The 19,725-nt window shown below is 60.9% G+C and carries 16 protein-coding genes; 6 read left to right on the top strand and 10 right to left on the bottom strand.

Translation table 11 applies throughout. The features are described 5' to 3' along the window. Positions 1–132: 132 nt before the first annotated feature. Both AC1Q6Y_RS06055 and ppk2 read left to right on the top strand, forming a co-directional pair. Positions 133–1,890 carry a SulP family inorganic anion transporter gene (locus AC1Q6Y_RS06055; RefSeq protein ID WP_492624184.1) on the top strand — a complete coding sequence of 586 codons (1,758 nt, stop codon included), beginning with the start codon at positions 133–135 and terminating at the stop codon, positions 1,888–1,890. A 22-nt stretch (positions 1,891–1,912) separates the two neighbouring features. Then, on the top strand, positions 1,913–2,731 hold the full coding sequence (gene ppk2 / locus AC1Q6Y_RS06050) for a polyphosphate kinase 2 (protein ID WP_492624183.1): 819 nt from the start codon (positions 1,913–1,915) through the stop codon (positions 2,729–2,731). A gap of 49 nt (positions 2,732–2,780) precedes the next feature. On the opposite strand, the gene speF is transcribed toward ppk2, so the two are convergent. After that, entirely contained in the window at positions 2,781–4,964 is a 2,184-nt protein-coding gene (gene speF / locus AC1Q6Y_RS06045; RefSeq protein ID WP_090456145.1) for an ornithine decarboxylase SpeF, read from the bottom strand. Positions 4,965–5,407: 443 nt separating this feature from the next. Between speF and AC1Q6Y_RS06040 the strand changes: the two genes are divergently transcribed. Next, entirely contained in the window at positions 5,408–6,190 is a 783-nt protein-coding gene (locus tag AC1Q6Y_RS06040) for a DeoR/GlpR family DNA-binding transcription regulator (RefSeq protein WP_492624182.1), read from the top strand. Between the two features lie 171 nt (positions 6,191–6,361). On the opposite strand, the gene AC1Q6Y_RS06035 is transcribed toward AC1Q6Y_RS06040, so the two are convergent. From AC1Q6Y_RS06035 to AC1Q6Y_RS06005, 7 genes are all read right to left on the bottom strand, one after another. Continuing rightward, complete coding sequence (locus AC1Q6Y_RS06035) at positions 6,362–7,645, bottom strand: NAD(P)/FAD-dependent oxidoreductase (RefSeq protein WP_349736873.1); 1,284 nt, start codon at positions 7,643–7,645, stop codon at positions 6,362–6,364. A 474-nt stretch (positions 7,646–8,119) separates the two neighbouring features. Continuing rightward, positions 8,120–9,478 carry a chromate efflux transporter gene (gene chrA, locus AC1Q6Y_RS06030; RefSeq protein WP_492624181.1) on the bottom strand — a complete coding sequence of 453 codons (1,359 nt, stop codon included), beginning with the start codon at positions 9,476–9,478 and terminating at the stop codon, positions 8,120–8,122. Positions 9,479–9,522: 44 nt separating this feature from the next. Beyond that, on the bottom strand, positions 9,523–10,011 hold the full coding sequence (gene moaE, locus AC1Q6Y_RS06025) for a molybdopterin synthase catalytic subunit MoaE (protein ID WP_492624180.1): 489 nt from the start codon (positions 10,009–10,011) through the stop codon (positions 9,523–9,525). Between the two features lie 3 nt (positions 10,012–10,014). Beyond that, entirely contained in the window at positions 10,015–10,266 is a 252-nt protein-coding gene (gene moaD, locus AC1Q6Y_RS06020) for a molybdopterin converting factor subunit 1 (RefSeq protein ID WP_090456136.1), read from the bottom strand. Next, on the bottom strand, positions 10,263–10,769 hold the full coding sequence (gene moaC, locus AC1Q6Y_RS06015) for a cyclic pyranopterin monophosphate synthase MoaC (RefSeq protein ID WP_407516444.1): 507 nt from the start codon (positions 10,767–10,769) through the stop codon (positions 10,263–10,265). The genes moaD and moaC overlap by 4 nt, the downstream gene beginning before the upstream one ends. A 43-nt stretch (positions 10,770–10,812) precedes the next feature. Continuing rightward, a complete protein-coding gene (gene fdhD, locus AC1Q6Y_RS06010) occupies positions 10,813–11,640 on the bottom strand; it encodes a formate dehydrogenase accessory sulfurtransferase FdhD (protein ID WP_492624179.1) in 828 nt (275 codons plus the stop codon). 146 nt (positions 11,641–11,786) lie between these two features. Beyond that, a complete protein-coding gene (locus AC1Q6Y_RS06005) occupies positions 11,787–12,677 on the bottom strand; it encodes a LysR family transcriptional regulator (protein WP_223502058.1) in 891 nt (296 codons plus the stop codon). A gap of 285 nt (positions 12,678–12,962) precedes the next feature. On the opposite strand from AC1Q6Y_RS06005, the gene moaB reads away from it, so the two are divergent. Together moaB and AC1Q6Y_RS05995 are read left to right on the top strand one after the other, a co-directional pair. Next, complete coding sequence (gene moaB / locus AC1Q6Y_RS06000) at positions 12,963–13,502, top strand: molybdenum cofactor biosynthesis protein B (RefSeq protein WP_492624178.1); 540 nt, start codon at positions 12,963–12,965, stop codon at positions 13,500–13,502. Then, complete coding sequence (locus AC1Q6Y_RS05995) at positions 13,499–14,704, top strand: molybdopterin molybdotransferase MoeA (RefSeq protein WP_492624177.1); 1,206 nt, start codon at positions 13,499–13,501, stop codon at positions 14,702–14,704. Before moaB ends, AC1Q6Y_RS05995 begins: the two co-directional genes overlap by 4 nt. Positions 14,705–14,967: 263 nt before the next feature. On the opposite strand, the gene AC1Q6Y_RS05990 is transcribed toward AC1Q6Y_RS05995, so the two are convergent. Together AC1Q6Y_RS05990 and moaA are read right to left on the bottom strand one after the other, a co-directional pair. After that, positions 14,968–15,867 carry a bestrophin family protein gene (locus AC1Q6Y_RS05990; protein WP_090456124.1) on the bottom strand — a complete coding sequence of 300 codons (900 nt, stop codon included), beginning with the start codon at positions 15,865–15,867 and terminating at the stop codon, positions 14,968–14,970. A gap of 5 nt (positions 15,868–15,872) precedes the next feature. Next, entirely contained in the window at positions 15,873–16,871 is a 999-nt protein-coding gene (gene moaA, locus AC1Q6Y_RS05985; RefSeq protein ID WP_492624176.1) for a GTP 3',8-cyclase MoaA, read from the bottom strand. 459 nt (positions 16,872–17,330) lie between these two features. Here moaA and AC1Q6Y_RS05980 point away from each other — a divergent pair, with 459 nt between their 5' ends. Further along, the gene (locus AC1Q6Y_RS05980) at positions 17,331–19,655 is read left to right on the top strand and encodes an FdhF/YdeP family oxidoreductase (protein WP_492624175.1); all 2,325 of its coding nucleotides are present in this window, start codon (positions 17,331–17,333) and stop codon (positions 19,653–19,655) included. The last annotated feature ends 70 nt before the right edge of the window (positions 19,656–19,725 follow it).

Here is a 19,725-nt window from a genome sequence, read left to right as displayed (position 1 = left end):
GCTGATTGCCCGCCGGCACACGCGCTTCGATGCCTTTGAGGGTTTGCAATGGTTGCGCGTGCAGTTAAAGGATTGTGCGGTCAGTCGAGCCCACTCATCATCCGCATGGAAGATTTGCCACTGGAGTGACCGATGAATCAACAAGGCAGCCATCCGCAAGAGCGGATTCCAGGCACTCCACAGCGGAGAACCTTGCGCAGCCTGTTGATCCCGGAGTGGCTCGGCAGCTACCGGCCAGACTGGCTGCGCAGCGATGTGGTCGCCGGGCTGACGGCAGCGGCCGTGGTCATTCCCAAGTCGCTGGCGTACGCCACCATTGCCGGCCTGCCGGTGCAGGTCGGGCTGTACACGGCGCTGGTACCGATGGTGATCTATGCCGTGCTCGGCACGTCGCGCCCGCTTAGCGTCAGCACCACGACCACCCTGGCCATTCTTGCCGGCTCCGCGTTGGGCCAGATCAGCCCCGATGGCGATGCGGCGACCTTGCTCGCCGGTTCCGCCACGCTGGCCCTGATGGTGGGTGCGATCCTGATTGTCGCGGGGTTGCTGCGCCTGGGTTTCGTCGCCAATTTCATTTCCGAGCCGGTACTGGTGGGTTTCAAGGCCGGCATCGGCGTGGTCATCGTGCTCGACCAATTGCCCAAGCTGTTGGGCACGCACATCGACAAAGGCGGCTTCCTGCACAATCTGGTGGCCACGGTCCAGAGCGTCGGCCATGCCTCGCTGCCGACCGTGGCGGTCGGTGTGTTCATGGTCCTGCTGCTGGTGGGCATGAAGCGTTTTACGCCCCGGCTGCCCGCACCTTTGATTGCGGTGGCGCTTGGCATCATCGGCATGAGCCTGTTTGGCCTGGAGCGCTTTGGTGTGTCCGCCGTGGGCGTGGTGCCGATCGGATTGCCCGCACCGACCCTGCCGGTTTGGTCGATGGCCGAAACCCTGTGGTCCTCGGCGATGGGTATCGCGCTGATGAGTTTCACCGAAACCATCGCGGCGGGGCGCGCTTTCGCCCGCAGTGACGAGCCCGCGCCACAACCGAATCGGGAACTGCTGGCCACAGGCGTTGCCAACATCGGTGGCGCGTTTCTCGGGGCCATGGTCGCCGGTGGCGGGACCACCCAGACGGCAGTGAACCGCCTGGCCGGCGCCCGTTCGCAACTGGCGGCACTGGTCACCGCCGCACTGGCGCTGGGCACTTGCCTGCTGCTGGCACCGCTCATTGGCCTGATGCCCAACGCCACGCTCGCCGCCGTAGTGATCGTGTATTCGGTGGGCCTGATCGAACCGGCGCAATTTCGCGAAATCCTGTCGGTTCGCCGTACCGAATTTGCCTGGGCCGTGGTGGCCATGATCGGCGTGATGCTGCTGGGCACGCTGCAAGGGATCGTCGTGGCGATTATCGTCTCGTTGCTGGCCCTGGCCTACCAGGTCTCCGACCCGCCCGTGCACGTACTTGGACGCAAGCCCGGTACCAACGTCTATCGTCCGCAGGCCACCGACAACGAAGACGACGAACACTTTGACGGATTGCTGTTGCTCAGGCCCGAAGGACGGGTGTTCTTCGCCAATGCCGAGCGCATCGCCGACAAGATCCGGCCGCTGATTGACGTGGCGAATCCCAAGGTCGTGGTCCTGGACCTGCGCAGTGTGTTCGACCTGGAATACACCGCGCTGAAAATGCTCACCGGCGCGGAGCAGCGCATGAGAGAGAAAGGCATTTCACTGTGGCTGGTGGGCATGAGTCCGGGCGTATGGGACATGGTCATCAAGGCACCCCTGGGCCATGTGCTGGGCGAGGCGCGCATGTTCCTGAACCTGGAACAGGCGGTTGAATATTATCAGCGCAGTCGACGCGCAATGAACGCGGCCGGGGGCACTCCGGACGCTATGTGACGCATTGAAGGAGGAAACGGGCATGGCAAAGAAGAAGGTGGCAACCAAAAGCAAACCGGTCGAAAGCGGCAAGCTCAAGAACAAGGATTATCTCGAGGAACTGGCGCGGCTGCATGTCGAGATGGTCAAGCTGCAGGAGTGGGTGCAGCACTCGGGCGCCAAGGTCTGCATTGTCTTTGAGGGCCGTGATGGCGCCGGCAAGGGCGGGACAATCAAGGCGTTGACCGAACGGGTCAGTCCGCGGGTGTTCCGGGTGATGGCGCTGCCGGCACCGACCGAGCGGGAAAAAAGCCAGATGTATGTACAACGTTATCTGCCGCACCTGCCGGCGGCCGGTGAAGTGGTGATCTTCGATCGCAGCTGGTACAACCGCGCCGGTGTCGAGCGGGTCATGGGGTTCTGCAGCGACGAGCAGGTGCACACCTTTCTCACCGGGGTGCCGCGCGTCGAGCAGGCACTGGTCGAATCGGGAATCATCCTGATCAAATACTGGCTTGAAGTGAGCCAGGAGGAGCAGACCCGACGCCTCAAGTCGCGTATCACCGACGGGCGCAAGATCTGGAAGCTGTCACCCATGGACCTCAAGTCCTATAACCGCTGGTACGACTACTCCCGTGCCCGGGACGACATGTTCAAATTCACCGACACCGAATTCGCCCCGTGGCGGGTCGCCAACTCGAATGACAAGCGACGGGCGCGACTGAACATCATCAGTGATGTGCTGAACAGTATTCCTTATGAAGAAATACCGCGGGCAAAAGTGAAACTGCCCAAACGCCAAAGTCCCGGAAACTATCGGGATCCGAACTATCCGTTCAAGTACATCCCGGAAAAATTCTGATCGATGCATTGGGCAGGAGCCGGCCCAAGCCAGCTCCTGCTGCATGCCATCAGGCCTTGATCACGTACCCATACGCTCGGGTACGACCGCCTTCCTGCTTCAGGTACACGCCCTGCAGCTCCGGTGTGAACCCGGGCAAGCGGTTGATGCCTTCTTCCAGGGCCAGGAAGTACTTCAACACCGCGCCTCCCCAGATTTCACCCGGCACCACGCACAGCACCCCCGGCGGATAAGGCAACGCACCCTCGGCCGCAATGCGTCCGTCGGCATCCGCCAGCGCCACCAGTTCGACGTTGCCGCGGATGTACTCGATTTGCGCTTGCTGCGGGTTCATGGCCTTTTTCGGGAAGTGTTCCTTGCGGAACATGTCCTTCTGCAACTGCTGCACATTGTGGTGGCGGTACAGGTCGTGCATTTCCTGGCAGAGCTGGCGAATGGTGTAGTTGCGATAGCGCTCCTGATGCTGCGCGTAGATGGCTGGCAGCACCCGGCTCATCGGCGCGTCATCGCTGATGAAGCGTTCGAAGCGGGCGATCTGCGCGGCCAGGTGGGTCATCTTCGCCCAGTCTTCGGCCGGGGTGAGCAGGAACAGGATGGAGTTGAGGTCGCATTTTTCCGGAACGATGCCGTTCTCGCGCAGAAAGTTGGCCAGGATGCCGGCGTGAATGCCGAAGTCGGTGTAGCTGCCATCCACCGGGTCGATGCCCGGCGTGGTGAACAGCAACTTGCACGGGTCGATGAAGTACTGCTTCTCGGCGTAGCCGGCAAAGGCGTGCCAGCGGTCCTTGGGGTGGAACTCGAAGAAGCGGATGTCATTGGCAATGTCTTCGGTTGGATAGTCTTCCCAGGCGCGCCCTTCAATGGTATCCGGCACGAACGGTCGGACCATGGTGCAGGCTTCGAGGATCAACTTGCGCGCCTCGATGCCGAACTTCACGCAGTCTTCCCACAGGCGCAGGCCGCTGCGGCCCGAGTGAATGCGCGCATTCACATCCAGCGAAGCGAACAGCGGGTAGAAGGGGCTGGTGGACGCCTGGGCCATGAACGCGTTGTTGAGCCGGTGATGGTTGCAATAGCGCGCCTGGCCTTTGATGTGGCGGTCCTTCTTGTGCACCTGGGAGGCCTGGGAAAAACCGGCCTGCTGTTTGTGCACCGACTGGGTGACGAAGATGCCCGGGTCGTTCTCGTTGAGGTCGAGCAGCAGCGGCGAGCAGTCCTTCATCATCGGGATGAACTGCTCGTAGCCGACCCACGCCGAGTCGAACAGGATGTAGTCACACAGCTTGCCGATGCGGTCGACGACTTGCCGGGCGTTGTAGACGGTGCCGTCATAGGTGCCCAGTTGAATGATCGCCAGGCGGAACGGCCGTGGCAGTTGCGCCTTGTCCGGGGCGACTTCGGCGATCAGTTCGCGCAGATAGTCTTCGTCGAAACAGTGGGCGTCGATGCCGCCGATGAAGCCGTAGGGGTTGCGCGCGGTTTCCAGATACACCGGCGTGGCGCCGGCCTGCAACAGCGCGCCCTGGTGGTTGGATTTGTGGTTGTTGCGGTCGAACAGCACCAGATCGCCGGGGGTCAACAGGGCGTTGGTCACCACCTTGTTCGACGCCGAGGTGCCGTTGAGCACGAAGTAGGTCTTGTCGGCGTTGAACACCTGCGCGGCGTGTTTCTGCGCCAGCAGCGCCGGGCCTTCGTGGATCAGCAGGTCGCCGAGCTTGACGTCGGCGTTGCACATGTCGGCGCGAAACAGCGTCTCGCCGAAGAAATCGAAAAACTGTCGCCCCGCCGGATGCTTGCGAAAGAACTGGCCGCCCTGGTGACCGGGGCAGGCAAAGGTTGCGTTGGCCGCCTCGGTGTACCGTTTGAGCGAATCGAAGAAGGGCGGCAGCAGGCTTTCTTCATAGGCTTTGGCCGCTGTCTCCAGTTGGTTGCCATGGTATTCGACGTTACTGGGGGACAGGTCGAAGATGCCGTTCACCTGCAGCAGCACGTCATTGAGGTGTTTGTAGACCTCCCGGGGGCGGGTGCTGGTGCCGGGGGACGGCACCAGGAAAATCGGCACATCAAAACCGGTGCGCTGAATGACGTCCAACGCTCCAGCCAACACATCATTGACCGACACCACGGCCACGGCGACGTCGGTGAAGTCGGTTTGACTGAGCGGGACTACCTCCCGGGCGTTCAGGAAACATTCGGAGGCGCCATCACTGGCGGCGATTTTCAGAGCTTTCATGGGTGGTGTCTCCTGGCGGGCACTCAATTGTCCGCAGCTTTTTTTAGAGATCAACTTCCGGAGGAGTCTTCCAGTTCCCCTGATCGGAAATCGTGTCACCACTGGTTATAGAGCATATTTCTGATCTGTCAGGCGTTTTACCGCGACCTTGCACAACTTGACGTCTCACGACCTGTCGGTCAGGCGTGTACCAGCGCAATCGTGAACGAGACCACGATCATGCACGCAAAAGCAAAATTGATATTCATGAGGTTTCCATCCGAAACATGAGTGACGGCGCCATCTTGAACAGGTCACAGCAAAATAAAAAATTCGGCGTAATGATTTGAAAGATCGAAAAAAATGATACTTGGAGGTGTTTGCCCGGCCGCCCGTTTGTGTTTGTCCCGTGCTTTGGCTAATCTCGCCGAAGAGCGCAATTTCACGCATAAACGGGCAAAAACATGCACGACAACCATTCCGCTGCCGAACTTCCATCCGTACGCCGGCAAAAAATCCTGTTGATCCTCGAACGAGACGGCAAGGTCATGGCCTCGGAGTTGAGCCAGCATTTCGCGGTGTCCGAAGACACCATCCGCCGGGATCTGGCGGAACTGGCCAGTGTCGGCCTGGTGCAGCGGGTACACGGCGGGGCGTTGCCGCGTCCCAAGGACACGGGCAAGGACTATTTCACCCGGATCAGTGAAACCGATGAGGTGAAAACCCATCTGGCGCAATTGGCTGCGCGACGGGTGCAAGACGGTCAGATCGTGGTGTTCGATTCCGGCACTACCACCTTGCAGATCGCGCGTTCGCTGCCGGCGGACATCGCCATTACCGCGATCACCGCGTCGCCGATGACCGCCATCACCTTGTCCGAATACAAAAGCATCAAGGTGATTCTGGCGGGCGGCCAGCTCAACCCGGCGACGATGTCGGCCAGCGGTCACGAAACCCTGCGGCTGCTGGCGGGCATCAAGGCCGATCTGCTGTTTACCGGGGTTTGCGCGATTCACCCGCAGGTGGGCTTGAGCTCACTGCATTTTGATGAGGTGCCGGTGAAACAGGCGATGCTCGACTGTGCCTCTCACGTGATTGCCGTCACCACGGCGGACAAACTCGGGGCGGTGGAACCCTTTGTCGTCGCGCCTTGCAACCGCGTGCACACGCTGATCACCGAACGGCATGTGGCGTCTGGCAATGTTGAAGATTACCGGGCGCTGGGGATCGAGGTGGTGCAGGCTTGAGTGGGTCTTTGTGGGAGCGAGCTTGCTCGCGATGGCGTACTTTCAGCCGACATCACTGCTGAATGAGACACCGCCATCGCGAGCAGGCTCGCTCCTACAGGAATCGATGTCGACCACAAATCTCCAGGCCAGCACAAACAACATCCATGTTGAATGTATTGGCCAGTAACCTCAGCGCAGTCGCTCAAGCATCTGGTAGTACCACATGCCGGCGGCGAGCATCGGGTTGCCGAGCAGGTCGCCCATGGGCACGCGGATATGCTGGCAGGCGGCGAAGGTGTCGAACTGTTCCAGTTTTCCTGTGATCGCACGGCCCATGATTTCGCCCATGATGTGGGTGGTGGCGATGCCGTGGCCGGAGTAGCCCTGGCAATACCAGACGTTGTCCGACAGCTTGCCCAGTTGCGGGATGCGGTTGATCACGATGCCCATCGCGCAGCTCCACTGGTAATCGATGGCCACGCCTTTGAGCGCCGGGAAGGTCTGCTCGATGCACGGACGCAGCTCGGCGGCGATGTCCCGCGAATCCTTGCCGCTGTAGTTGGCGCCGCCCCCGAACAACAGGCGACCGTCAGCGGTGAGGCGGTAGTAATCGAGCACGAAGCGGCAGTCATAGACCGCCAGGTCTTCGGGGTTGATCTGTCTGGCCAGATCGCCCAGCGGCGCAGTGGTGACGATGCCGCCCATGGCCGGAAAAATCTTGCCCTTGAGCTTGCCCGGTTCCAGCTTGTGGTAGACGTCGCCGGCCAGCAGCACCTGGTTGGCGTCGATGTGTCCGTGGGCGGTGCGCACTCCAGGCGTGTCCCCGTGGATGATCTCCAGCACTTCGCTGTTCTCGAAGATCAACGCACCGAGGCTTTCGGCTGCGCGGGCCTCGCCGATGCACAGGTTGAGCGGGTGCAGGTGCATGTTGCGGGTGTTCTTGATCGCGCCGTGGTAGAGGTCGCTTTGCAGCAGGTCGCGCACCTGGCTGCGGTCGAGCAGGCTGACCTCGTCGCCCATGCCACGGTGCACCGCCTCTTCGTAATCCTTGCGCAAGCCGACCATGTGCGCGGGTTTGTACGCCGCATGCAGGTGGCCGTGCTTGAGGTCGCAGGCGATGCCGTATTTTTCCACGCGCTGCTGGATGATCTGGTGCCCGCGCCAGCGCAGGTTCCAGATGAAATCATCGACTTCATCACCGATGGTGCGGCGCATCTGTTTGCGCATGGCTTCATCGCCCGACAGGCTGCCGGTGACCTGGCCGCCATTGCGCCCGGTGGCACCCCAGCCGATCTTGTGGCTTTCGACGATGGCGACCTTCAGGCCTTTTTCCGCCAGCTCGACGGCGGTGGCCACACCGGTGAAGCCGCCGCCGATGATCACTACGTCAACCCGGTGCCGGCCTTGCAGCGTCGGGTAATCGGTGTCCTGGTTGAGGGTGGCGGTGTAGTAGGAATTGCAACGTTGAGTCATGGCGGTGTCCACACGAAATTGAAAGAAACTCAATGCCTGTCAGTCAAAGTGCGCAACCTGTGGGAGCGAGCCTGCTCGCGAACGCGGTGTGCCATTCACAGTTGATTTCGAATGACACTCCGCTATCGCGAGCAGGCTCGCTCCCACAGGGATTGCATACGCTGAGCAAACGCAGGGATAGCGAAGGAGGGGGCTCGCCGATCAGGCGAGCAGGGCGCTATCCGGCGGACGTGCGGAGTGACGCAGTTTGGAGCGGCGCAGGGCCATGGGCAGGTTGACGATGCGCTTCATGCAATGCCGTCCACGGCCAGCAGCGAGGTGGCCTGGATCGAGAGGTTCAGCAGGTGCTGTTCTGACGGCAAAGTACGCATGGCGCAGGTTTCCGGCGGCGGAAATCGTCGGTGGCCAGTAGCACAAGCCATCCGGGGGATGGCTGGATACTAGGGAGGATTGCGGCGCGTGTAAATGTTTGATTCAGAACATCAGGTGCACACCCAGGCCGATCAACCCGCAGCCGATCAACACCTCGATCACCCCGCGCTTGAATCCAAGCAATGCAACGCCCGCGACTATCGCGATCAGCAGCGAAGGCCAGTCCAGTGCTCCTTCGAAGCCTTTGGGCCACAGCACGTGGTAGGCAAAGAAACAGGCCAGGTTGAGTATCACGCCCACCACGGCGGCCGTAATGGCCGTCAGTGGCGCGGTGAACTTGAGTTCGTTGTGCGTCGATTCCACCAACGGCCCGCCGGCGAGGATGAACAGGAACGAGGGCAGGAAGGTGAACCAGGTCACCAGCGATGCGGCGATGGCGCCGGCAACGAAGGCCTGATCCGGGCCGAAGACCTGATGCACGTAGGCGCCGATAAAACCGACGAAGGCGACAACCATGATCAACGGACCCGGCGTGGTTTCACCGAGCGCCAGGCCGTCGATCATCTGCGTCGGTGTCAGCCATCCGTAGTGGCCGACCGCGCCCTGGTAGACGTACGGCAACACCGCGTAGGCGCCGCCAAAGGTCAGCAGCGCGGCCTTGGTGAAGAACCAGGCCATCTGGGTCAGCGTGCCTTCCCAGCCGAACAACGCGGTGAGCATGGCCATGGGCAGTGTCCACAAGATCGCACCGATCACGGCCAGGCGCGCCAGTTTCCAGCCACTGAAGCGGGCGTGTCCGGGGGGTGGGGTGTCGTCGTCGATCACTGCCGGGCCGTAGGAGCGTTTCGCAGCGCTGTGGCCACCGGTCCTGAATTTTTCCGGTGCCAGTCGCCCGCCGAAATAACCGATGACCGCCGCGCCGAGCACGATCAACGGAAACGGCACATTGAGCACGAAGATGGCCACGAAGGACGCAGCGGCGATGCCCCATAACCAGCCGTTCTTCAGCGCCCTCGAGCCGATCCGGTGAGCCGCCTGCACCACGATGGCCGTGACCGCAGGCTTGATCCCGTAGAACAGTCCGGCGACCACGGGCACGTCACCAAAGGCGATGTACACCCAGGACAGCGCAATCAGGATGAACAGCGAAGGCAATACAAACAGCACGCCAGCGATCACACCGCCCCAGGTCCGGTGCATCAGCCAGCCGATGTAGGTCGCCAACTGCTGAGCCTCTGGCCCGGGCAGCAACATGCAGTAGTTGAGGGCATGCAGAAAGCGCCGCTCGGAGATCCAGCGCCGGCGTTCGACCAGCTCCTGATGCATGATCGAAATCTGCCCCGCCGGCCCGCCGAAACTGATGAAACCAAGCTTGAGCCAGAACAGGAAGGCTTCGCGCAGGCTGATGGACCGGGGTTGCAGTACATCCTGTTGCGTGATCGGGGAGGGCGTGGGGCTCAAGCGGAAACTCCTTGTGCAGAAAAGCTTTGAGCCGATGACTGTAGCTAGGCCGGAGCGCGTTGCATAGCCGCCTCATTCGGCCTATCTACCCAGCGCTCGACGGCTGACCGGTCGCTGTCACGGGCATCGACCCAGCGTGCGCCGGACGCCACGTCTTCGCGTTTCCAGAACGGCGCGTCGGTTTTCAGGTAGTCCATGATGAATGCACAGGCTTCGAAAGCGGCTTGACGATGGGGGCTGCTGACGCCGACAAACACGATCGGCTCGCTGATCGACAACGGGCCGATCCGATGCACGATCTGCACGGCCCTCAATGGCCATCGGGCCCTGGCATTGTCGACGATTTTTTGCAGCGAACGTTCGGTCATGCCCGGGTAGTGCTCCAGAAACAACCCGCTGACCGCCTCACCCTGATTGATGTCGCGCACATAGCCGACGAAGTTGACCACGGCACCCACCCCCGGATCGTTTGTCTGCAGGCTGTCGATCAGCCGGCCGACGTCGAACATTTCACGCTGGACCCGAACCGTCATGTCTCAACCCCCGGTGACCGGTGGAAAAAAGGCGATCTCGTCATAGTCCTCGATCACCCGGTCTGGATGGCACAGCTCCTGGTTCAGTGCACACATCAGGTTGCTTTCACCCAGCACATGGCTCCACACCTCACCGCGAGCCATCAGCAGTCGGCGCACGTCCTCGATGGTCTTGAGGCTGTCGGTCAGGGGCAGTTTTTCACCGCCCAGGTTGAGCTGCTCGCGGTAACGGGCGAAGTAATTGATCAGGATCATTGTGCGTCCTCGAACTTGAAATGACCGGAGCGGCCACCTTGTTTACTCAGCAGGCGGATGTCATCGATGACCATGCCTCGGTCCACTGCCTTGCACATGTCATAGAGGGTCAGTGCCGCCACGCTGACGGCGGTCAGGGCTTCGAGTTCGACCCCGGTCTGGCCCTCGACGCGGCACGTACCGAGGATTTTCACGCTGTCGGGTGTGCAGGCCTTGAGTTCGACGTGGATCGAACTGAGCAGAAGGGTGTGGCACAGCGGGATCAGCTCATGGGTTTTCTTTGCCGCCATGATTCCGGCGATCCGCGCCACGGCAAATACGTCGCCCTTGGGGTGGCCGTCGCTTTGAATCAGCTTCAGGGTTTCCGGGCGCATCCGCACCCAGGCCTGGGCCTGGGCTTCACGCAGCGTCGAGGTTTTTTCGCTGACATCGACCATGTTGGCGCGACCCTGGCTATCGAGGTGGGTCAGGCCATCGGGCGATGCATCTGAAATGTCTGTCATGGGAGGTTCCTGCGCTTGCCAGCGCGGTGATCAGGTGAAGGCATCATGCCGGGCTGTAAATGCGTGGTGCGTTGCGGTGGGGGATGTGAATCAGGTTGAGGCGATGTTTGATTGCCCATTGCACGGTCAGGGCGGTGGGTGCCGACAGACTGACCAGCGTGCCGAGCCTGGCCCTGACGGCCTTGTGGATCAGTTCGAGGCTGCAGCGGCTGGTGACCACGGTGAAGCCGCAACGGCTGTCGATGCCGGCGTGTTGCAGGGCACCGATCAACTTGTCCAGCGCGTTGTGGCGGCCAATGTCTTCGCGGCAGATCAGCGCGTTGCCTTGGGGGTCGAAGTACAGCGCCGCGTGCAGCGCACCGCTGCTGCGGGCCATTTGCTGTGCCTGTTCGATGCGGTTGCGGATGTCGATGAAATGTTCGGCGGGCGGCAGGGCAACCGACTCGAGAATCTCCAGTTTCGGCAGGGCCTGCTCCAACGCTTCCACACCGCACAGCCCGCAGCCACTGGTGCCGGCCATTTGCCGACGATGGTTCTTCAGCCTCCAGAATGCGCGGCTGGAGATCTGCACGTCGGCTTGAACGGCCTGGTCGAATCGGGTGAGGCGCAAGTCGTAGATTTCGCTCTGGTCCTCAACGATGTCGTTGCTGACGCTGAAGCCACGGATGAAATCTTCGAGGTTGCCCGGCGACACCATCATCACCGCCTGACTCAGACCGTTGTAGGTGATTGCCAGGGCAATCTCTGATGCCAGCGCCGCCTGACAGACTGACGCGGCGTTGTCGTACTCGCGAAAGTTCACACTCAACGGTTGGGGCGCGGGGGCATTGGTGTCGCTTCGAACATCGGTTTGTTCAACTTGGCACAACATGAAAATAACCTCGAAGCGCTGAATTAAGTTCAGGCTACGGGTAACTTTAAACAGCGTCCAATCGCTTGTTCCGATGCGCCGATTGGTGATGTCTATCAAACTGGGCAAACATGTCCGGTTCGGTTTTATATAAAGCCGAAACTTGATCAGTCAGTCCGGCTGAATAACGTTCGTGCTTCGGCGAAACACTTTTCGGCAATCGCCGAACGCGGTTCGGTCTTGCGCATCACCAGGCCCAGGGGCGCGAGTACGCTGGCATCCGGCAATTCGATGAACGCCAGGTGTTCGATGGGCTCTTCCAGGCCACTGTCCAGCGGCATGATCGCGCAGCAGAAACCCTCGTGAATCGCCTGCAGCAACTGGTAAGTCGAATCGCTTTCCAGGATCGGTTGCGGGTCCAGTCCGCGGCTGCGAAAGCTCAGGTCGATGGATTTGCGGTAGTGCATGCCGTTGCTGAGCATCCCCAGCGGCAGTTCGGCGGCGTCCTCCCAGCTCATTTGCATGCCGTCGAAATGGAAGTGGCGATTGTCGTACAGCAGGCCGACGCGGGTTTCGCCGATCTCGAAAAACTCGAAATAGCTCGGGTTGACGTGATCGAGGTAGCACACGCCCAGGTCCAGCTGATTGTTGCCAAGGCCCTCGATGATCTGGTCGGAACTCAAGGACGACAGGCTGTACTTGAGCTCGGGAAAGCTGCGGGACAGGCCCTGAATGTAGGTGACCGGGTTGAAGCTGCTGAGGGGTACCAGCCCTAGGCGCAGGTTGCCCACGAGCTGGCCCCGGCACGCGGCGGCCTCGGCGAAGAGCCCGTCGTGGGCGGCCAGCAGGGTCCTGGCCCACGCCAGCACCCGTTCGCCGGCCTCGGTAAAACCCTCGAAGCGCTGGCCTCGGGTGACCAGCACCAGGTCCAGTTCATCCTCCAGGTTGCGCAGGCGCATCGACAGCGTGGGCTGGGTGATGTGGCAGCGCGCGGCCGCCTGGCCGAAGTGGCGGGTCTGCTCCAGGGCGATCAGGAACTTGAGTTGTTTGATGTCCATGACGGCACCTGCTGGCGGGGGAGTGAAGGGTTAAGTATTGACTCAGGTGCGCAAGACACAAGGCGAGGCAGAAATCGTGAGCCGAGACGATCTCATTGTCTTCGGTGTGCGTCCAATCACTGTTATCTAAGGTGTTATCGACGGGCTCTATCATTGCTGTTGTTTCTGGTCTTTTTATATTGATAGATTGGCTCGATAGTCTGGTTGGTTAGAGTGATTAGACACGGCTTGAATTATCGAATTAGTCTCCGGAAGTCATTTAATCAATATCTGCCGGAGAACCCCATGAGCGTCAAACCGGATGCATTGTTTATACCCCTGAATATTGCCGTGTTGACCGTTAGCGATACCCGCGAATATGCCAATGACACCTCCGGCCAATTACTCGTCAGTCGTTTGCTGGAAGCCGGCCACACCCTCAGCGAGCGCAACCTGCTCAAGGACGACCTGTACAAGATCCGCGCGCAGGTGGCGAACTGGATTGCCGACGACGGCATCCAGGTGGTGCTGATCACGGGCGGCACCGGGTTTACCGGCCGCGACAGCACACCTGAGGCAGTGGCCTGTTTGCTGGATAAACAGATCGAAGGCTTCGGTGAGCTGTTCCGGGCGATTTCGATCCTCGACATCGGCACCTCGACGGTGCAGAGCCGGGCATTGGCCGGGCTGGCCAATGGCACGCTGGTCTGCTGCCTGCCGGGTTCCACGGGCGCCTGCCGCACCGCGTGGGAAGGCATCCTCGCCGAGCAACTCGACGCGCGCCACCGGCCGTGCAATTTCGTACCGCACCTCAAGCCTGTGCAAACTTGTGGGACGCGGGGATGAGCTATTCACCCTTGATGCCGGTGGAGGATGCCATCGAACGGTTGCTGACAATGGCCGAGGCACAGAGGATTGAAGACAGTGAAACGGTGCCGCTCAGTGCCGCACGGCAACGGGTGTTGGCCAATGACCTGGTGGCGACCCTCGATCTGCCGCCGTGGCCGAACAGCGCCATGGACGGCTATGCCCTGAATGTCGACGGTTGGGACGGGGCACCGCTGACCGTGTCGCAACAGGTATTTGCCGGTCACGCCCCCCAAGCACTGGCACCGGGAACCTGCGCGCGCATCTTCACCGGCGCCCCGGTTCCGCCGGGTGCCAACGGCGTGGAGATGCAGGAGAACACGCAAGTACTGGATGACGGACGTATCCGCTTCAAGCAGCCATTGAGCGCCGGCAGCAACATCCGCCCGCAAGGTCAGGAGAACCGAGTCGGCGATGTGTTGCTGCGCGCCGGCAAGCGCCTCGGTCCGTTCGAACTGGCGGTCGCGGCAGCGCAGGGCTGCACCCATGTGCAGGTCGTGCGGCGACCACGGGTGGCGTTGCTGTCCACCGGCGATGAACTGGTCGATCCGGGCACACCGCTCAAGCCCGGCAGCATCTACAACAGCAACCGCACATTGTTGAGCCATTGGTTGAATGCGTTGGGTTGCGAGGTCATCGAGGCCGGCATTCTCCCCGACGAGCCACGCCAGACGCGACTCAAGCTCGAACAACTGCAACACACGACGGACCTGATGCTCAGCACGGGCGGCGTGTCCGCCGGTGACGCCGACTGCCTCGGCCAGGTACTGCGCGAGTGCGGCAAGCCGTTGCTGTGGAAACTCTCGATCAAACCCGGCAAGCCATTGACCGTGGGCCACTTCGGCCGCGTGCCGGTGATTGGCCTGCCGGGCAATCCGACCTCGGCGTTGGTCACTTTCGGTCTGTTGGCCCGGGTTTATCTGTTGCGGATTCAGGGTGTCGAAGACGTCGAGCCTTTGAGCTTCCCGGTCAGGGTCGGCTTCGCCTGGCCCAAACCCGGAAGCCGCCGCGAGTACCTGCGAGCGAAACTCGAAGCCGGTCGCGCGGTGCTCTATCCGAACCAGAGTTCCGGCGTGTTGCTGGGCGCATCCTGGGCCGATGGACTGGTGGAAGTGCCGGAAGGTTGCACGCTGGAAGCTGGCGACACGGCGCGGTTTATTCCCTTCAGTGAGCTGTTCTGAATTCCGCAAACAAACTGTGGGAGCGAGCTTGCTCGCGATGAGGCCGGCAAATCCAACAGAGATGTTGGCAGGCAGACCGCTATCGCGAGCAAGCTCGCTCCCACAGTTTTGATCTTCAGTGAATGTCAACCTTGCGACCGGCCACAATCCCTGTGGGAGCGAGCTTGCTCGCGATGAGGCTGGCACATTCAACAGAGAGGTTGACTGACCTGACGCCTTCGCGAGCAAGCTCGCTCCCACAGAATTTGTGTGTTTCCTGAGTCTCAGTTCAACACAAAATCCACCGGCTCCAGTTGCGGTGGCAGTTCTGTCACACCCAGGGCCGCCAGCACATCGCGCTCGATATTGCGCACGATGGCATCGGTGGGCAGGTCGTTTTCGTCGCGGCCGAAGGGGTCTTCCAGTTCATCGGCAATCGCATCCAGGCCGAAAAAGGTGTAGCTGACAATCGCGGTGAAAATCGGAGTCAGCCAGCCCAGGGGTTCGGCCATGGCAAAGGGCAAGAGGATGCAGAACAGGTAGATGGTGCGGTGCAGCAGCAGGGTGTAGGGGAAGGGTAGCGGGGTGTTCTTGATCCGTTCACAGACGGCCTGGGCATGGGTCAGGCTGGTCAAATGGTTGGCCATGAGCGTGTAGCGCCAGTCGTTGATCGCCCCGGATTCGTTGAGTGACGAGCACTGTTGACCGACCTGCATCAGTATCTGCCCGCTGATGTCCGTGGTGTTGCCCTTGGGCATCGGGTGCAGCCAGTCGCCACTGGCGGCCATTTCGTTTTCCTGGCGCAGGCGCGCGTTGAGGGCATGGGCGAAGCCGCAGAGGTTGCTGAGGATCGTGTGGCGCTCAGCGGTGTCCTTGATCACCAGGGTTTCACGAATCATCGAGCGGATCTCCACGATCACATCGCCCCAGGCCTTGCGCGCTTCATACCAGCGGTCGTAGCAGGCGTTGTTGCGAAAGCTCATGAAGATCGAGAGCGACAAACCCAGCAGCGTGAAGGGCGTGGCGCTGACCTTGGAAAAGTAGCTGGGATGCAAGGTTTCGATGAGCACGATGGCCGAGGCGAGCAGTGTCACCATCAGGCTGCGCCAGGCGATGCGTTTGGCAATCGAACCCTTGAGGGACGTCAGCACGCCGATCAGGTTGGGTTTGGGTCTCACGATCATGGGTTTCAGCCGCCCGTCATGTTCATGAAGCGAATGACCTGAACATCGTCGTTCACTTCGAAGTTGTGTCGATAAGGCTTGAGTTTCATCGCCTCGATAATGGCTTTTTCCAGGCGCTCGGGCTGTCCGGGGTGGCTGCGCAAGACCGCCTTGAGATCCACGGAGTGCTCATTGCCCAGGCACAGCAGCAGACGTCCCTCCACGGTCAGCCGCACCCGATTGCAGGTGCCGCAAAAGTTGTGGCTGTGAGGTGAGATGAACCCCAGGCGAATCTGCGGCGCCTCGGCCAGGCGCCAGTAGCGCGACGGTCCTTGGGTCGACTCGGCGGAATCAATCAAAGTGTAGCGTTCGGCAATGCGTTCGCGGACCTGGGCACTTGCGAAAAACGATTCGGCGCGGCTGTGCTCGTCGATGGTGCCCAACGGCATTTCCTCGATGAAGGAGATGTCGAGGTTACGGTCGATGGCGAAGCTCACCAGATCATTGATCTCATGGTCGTTGCGACCTTTCATCACCACGCAATTGAGCTTGGTGTTGCGAAATCCCGCCTGGTTGGCCGCGTCGATGCCTTTGATCACCTGCGCCAGGTCACCGGTGCGGGTCAGTTCGCGAAAACGTTGCGGGTCCAGGCAATCGAGGCTGATGTTGAGGCGCTTGACCCCGGCTTCGAACAACGGCCCGGCCAGTTTGGCCAGCTGCGAACCGTTGGTGGTCATGCACAGTTCACGCAGGCCGGGCAGGGCGGCGATCTTCTCGCACAACTGCACCACGCCCGGACGGATCAGCGGCTCGCCCCCGGTGAGGCGGATCTTGCGGGTGCCCAGCGCCACGAAGCTTTGTGCCAACTGATAAATCTCTTCCAGCGTCAGCACCCGTTGGCGGTGCAGAAACTGCATGTCCTCGGCCATGCAATACACGCAACGGAAATCGCAGCGGTCGGTGACCGACATCCGCAGATAGTCCACGCGCCGGGAGAATCCATCGATCAAGACTTGTTCTGACATGACACCCTCGCTTGGCACGCATTGAATGAATGTTCCGTGTAGGAGCGAGCTCTGCTCGCGATGGTCGTCAACGATTACGCGTGCTTGCTGGCTGAACGCGGTGCTCTTGAGTCCATCGCGAGCAGAGCTCGCTCCTACAAATATTGCGCCGATAACGGATTTATTGAGCGCAGGTGTAGGAGCGCTGAAAACGGATTTGTTGTGCGCAGGCTAAGAGCAACTTGTCGGCCCGTCCAATCACTATTAGTAACCGGTTGATCGAGTACATCTATGATGGATAAAGTTGCAACGTTAACGGCTGTTTAGATCTTATAAGCTATTGATAAACAACAATAAATATCGATGATAAATATCCTCGATCATGTGGTCGTAAATAGCGATTAGACAATAATTAATCCCTATTCATATGCTTTCTCCGTCAAACGATCAATGGCCTGAATCAGGTCACGGAGAAGTACCATGTCTCAAGTCGACCGCTACAAACCCTACAAAGGTGCCGCCGCTGGTTGGGGCGCGCTGATTGCTGTTACCAAAAACTGGCTGGGCAGTGAAAACGCGCTGAAGAATATTCGCGCCATGCTCAAGACCAACCAGAACGGCGGGTTCGATTGCCCCGGTTGTGCCTGGGGCGAGTCGCCGGAAAACGGCATGGTCAAGTTCTGCGAGAACGGCGCCAAGGCGGTTAACTGGGAAGCCACGGGCCGTTTGGTCGACCCGGCCTTCTTCAACAAATACAGTGTCTCGGCGCTGGCCGAGCAGAGCGATTACTGGCTGGAGTATCAGGGCCGCCTGACCCACCCGATGCGCTATGACGCGGCCACTGACCGTTACGTGGAAACCACCTGGGACGAAGCGTTCGCGCTGATCGCCCGGCACCTCAACGCGCTGGAATCACCGGACCAGGCCGAGTTCTATACCTCGGGCCGGGCCAGCAACGAAGCCGCCTTTCTCTATCAGCTGTTCGTCCGGGCCTACGGTACCAACAACTTTCCGGATTGCTCCAACATGTGCCACGAAGCCAGTGCGGTGAGCATGATCGAAAGCCTCGGCGTGGGTAAAGGCACCGTGGTGTTCGACGATCTGGAACATGCCGATGCGATTTTCGTCATCGGTCAGAACCCTGGCACCAACCACCCGCGGATGCTTGAACCGTTGCGCGAAGCGGTCAAGCGCGGTGCCCAGGTGATCTGTATCAATCCACTCAAGGAGCGCGGGCTGGAGCGCTTCCAGCATCCACAGCACCCGATCGAAATGTTGATGAACGGCTCCGAGCCGACCAACACAGCCTACTTCCGCCCGGCACTGGGCGGCGACATGGCGGTCATGCGCGGCATGGTCAAGTTCCTGCTGCAGTGGGAGCGCGAAGCTCAGGTCAGCGGCGGTGAACCGGTGTTCGACCATGAGTTCATCGCCGAACACACCTCGGGAATGGGCGCTTACCTGGGCGAAGTCGACGCAACCAGTTGGGAGCACATCGAGCAGCAGTCGGGCATGCCATTGGCGGACATCGAACTCGCCGCCCGCATGTACGCCCGGTCCAAGCGGGTGATCATGTGCTGGGCGATGGGTCTGACCCAGCACACGCACTCGGTGCCGACGCTGCAGGAAGTCATCAACCTGATGCTGCTGCGCGGCAACGTCGGCCGTCCCGGCGCAGGCCTGTCACCGGTTCGCGGTCACAGTAACGTGCAGGGCGACCGCACCATGGGCATCAACGAGCTGGCGCCCACCGATTTGCTCGATGCCCTGGAAAAACGCTTCTCCTTCAAGCCACCTCGCGAGCACGGTCACAACACCGTGATGGCGATCGGCGCGATGGAGCAGGGGCGTTCGAAAGTGTTTATCGCCCTGGGTGGCAACTTCGCCCAGGCCACCCCCGACACGCCACGCACCCACGCCGCGTTGCGTAAATGCGACCTCACCGTGCACATCGCCACCAAGCTTAACCGCAGCCATCTGGTCACCGGCCGTGAAGCGCTGATCCTGCCGTGCCTGGGCCGCACCGACATCGATATCCAGGCCGAAGGGCCGCAAGGCGTCACCGTGGAAGACACCTTCAGCATGATCCACATCTCCCACGGTCAACTGAAACCGAAGTCGAAACACCTGCGCTCCGAGCCTGCGATCATTGCCGGCATCGCCGCCGCGACACTGGGCAAGCACCCGATCGACTGGAACTGGGCCATCGGCGACTACGGCCGAATCCGCAACATGATTGCCGACACCATTCCCGGTTTCGAAGATTTCAACCAGCGCTTGCTGCATCCGGGCGGTTTCCACATGCCCAACGACGCGGCCAGGCGCATCTGGAAAACCGCCAGCGGCAAGGCCCAGTTCACTCCGAGCGTGCTGCCGGAGCACCTGATCAGCGAGGGCGTGCGCAACCTGACGGTCAAGCCACACCTGATTCTGCAGACCATGCGCTCCCACGATCAGTACAACACCACGCTGTATGGCCTGGATGACCGTTATCGCGGGGTGTACGGCATGCGCGACGTGGTGTTCGCCAACGAGCAGGACATTCGCCGGCTGGGTTTTGAGCCCGGGCAGAAGGTCGACCTGGTGGCGCTGTGGGACGACGAGCGCGAGCGTCGGGTCAGCGGTTTCACCCTGATCGCCTACGACATTCCGGCCGGTCAGGCGGCGGCGTACTACCCCGAGACCAACCCGCTGGTGCCGCTGGAAAGTTACGGTGACCGCACCTTCACTCCGACTTCCAAGTTCATCGCCATCCGGCTGGAGCAGGCGAAGGCCAGCAACCTGATTTCGACTTCCGCCGCGTAGCACCGGGGGCGGCCGGGTGCCGCTCACCTAACCCTTTCGACTTGTGTTGGCTGCAGGCCCCCCGGCCTGA

This window comes from Pseudomonas sp. GW823-FHT06E10 (assembly GCF_058794995.1).
The sequence above is the reverse complement of the archived record's forward strand: the minus strand, read 5'-3'. Positions and strand labels throughout refer to the sequence as shown.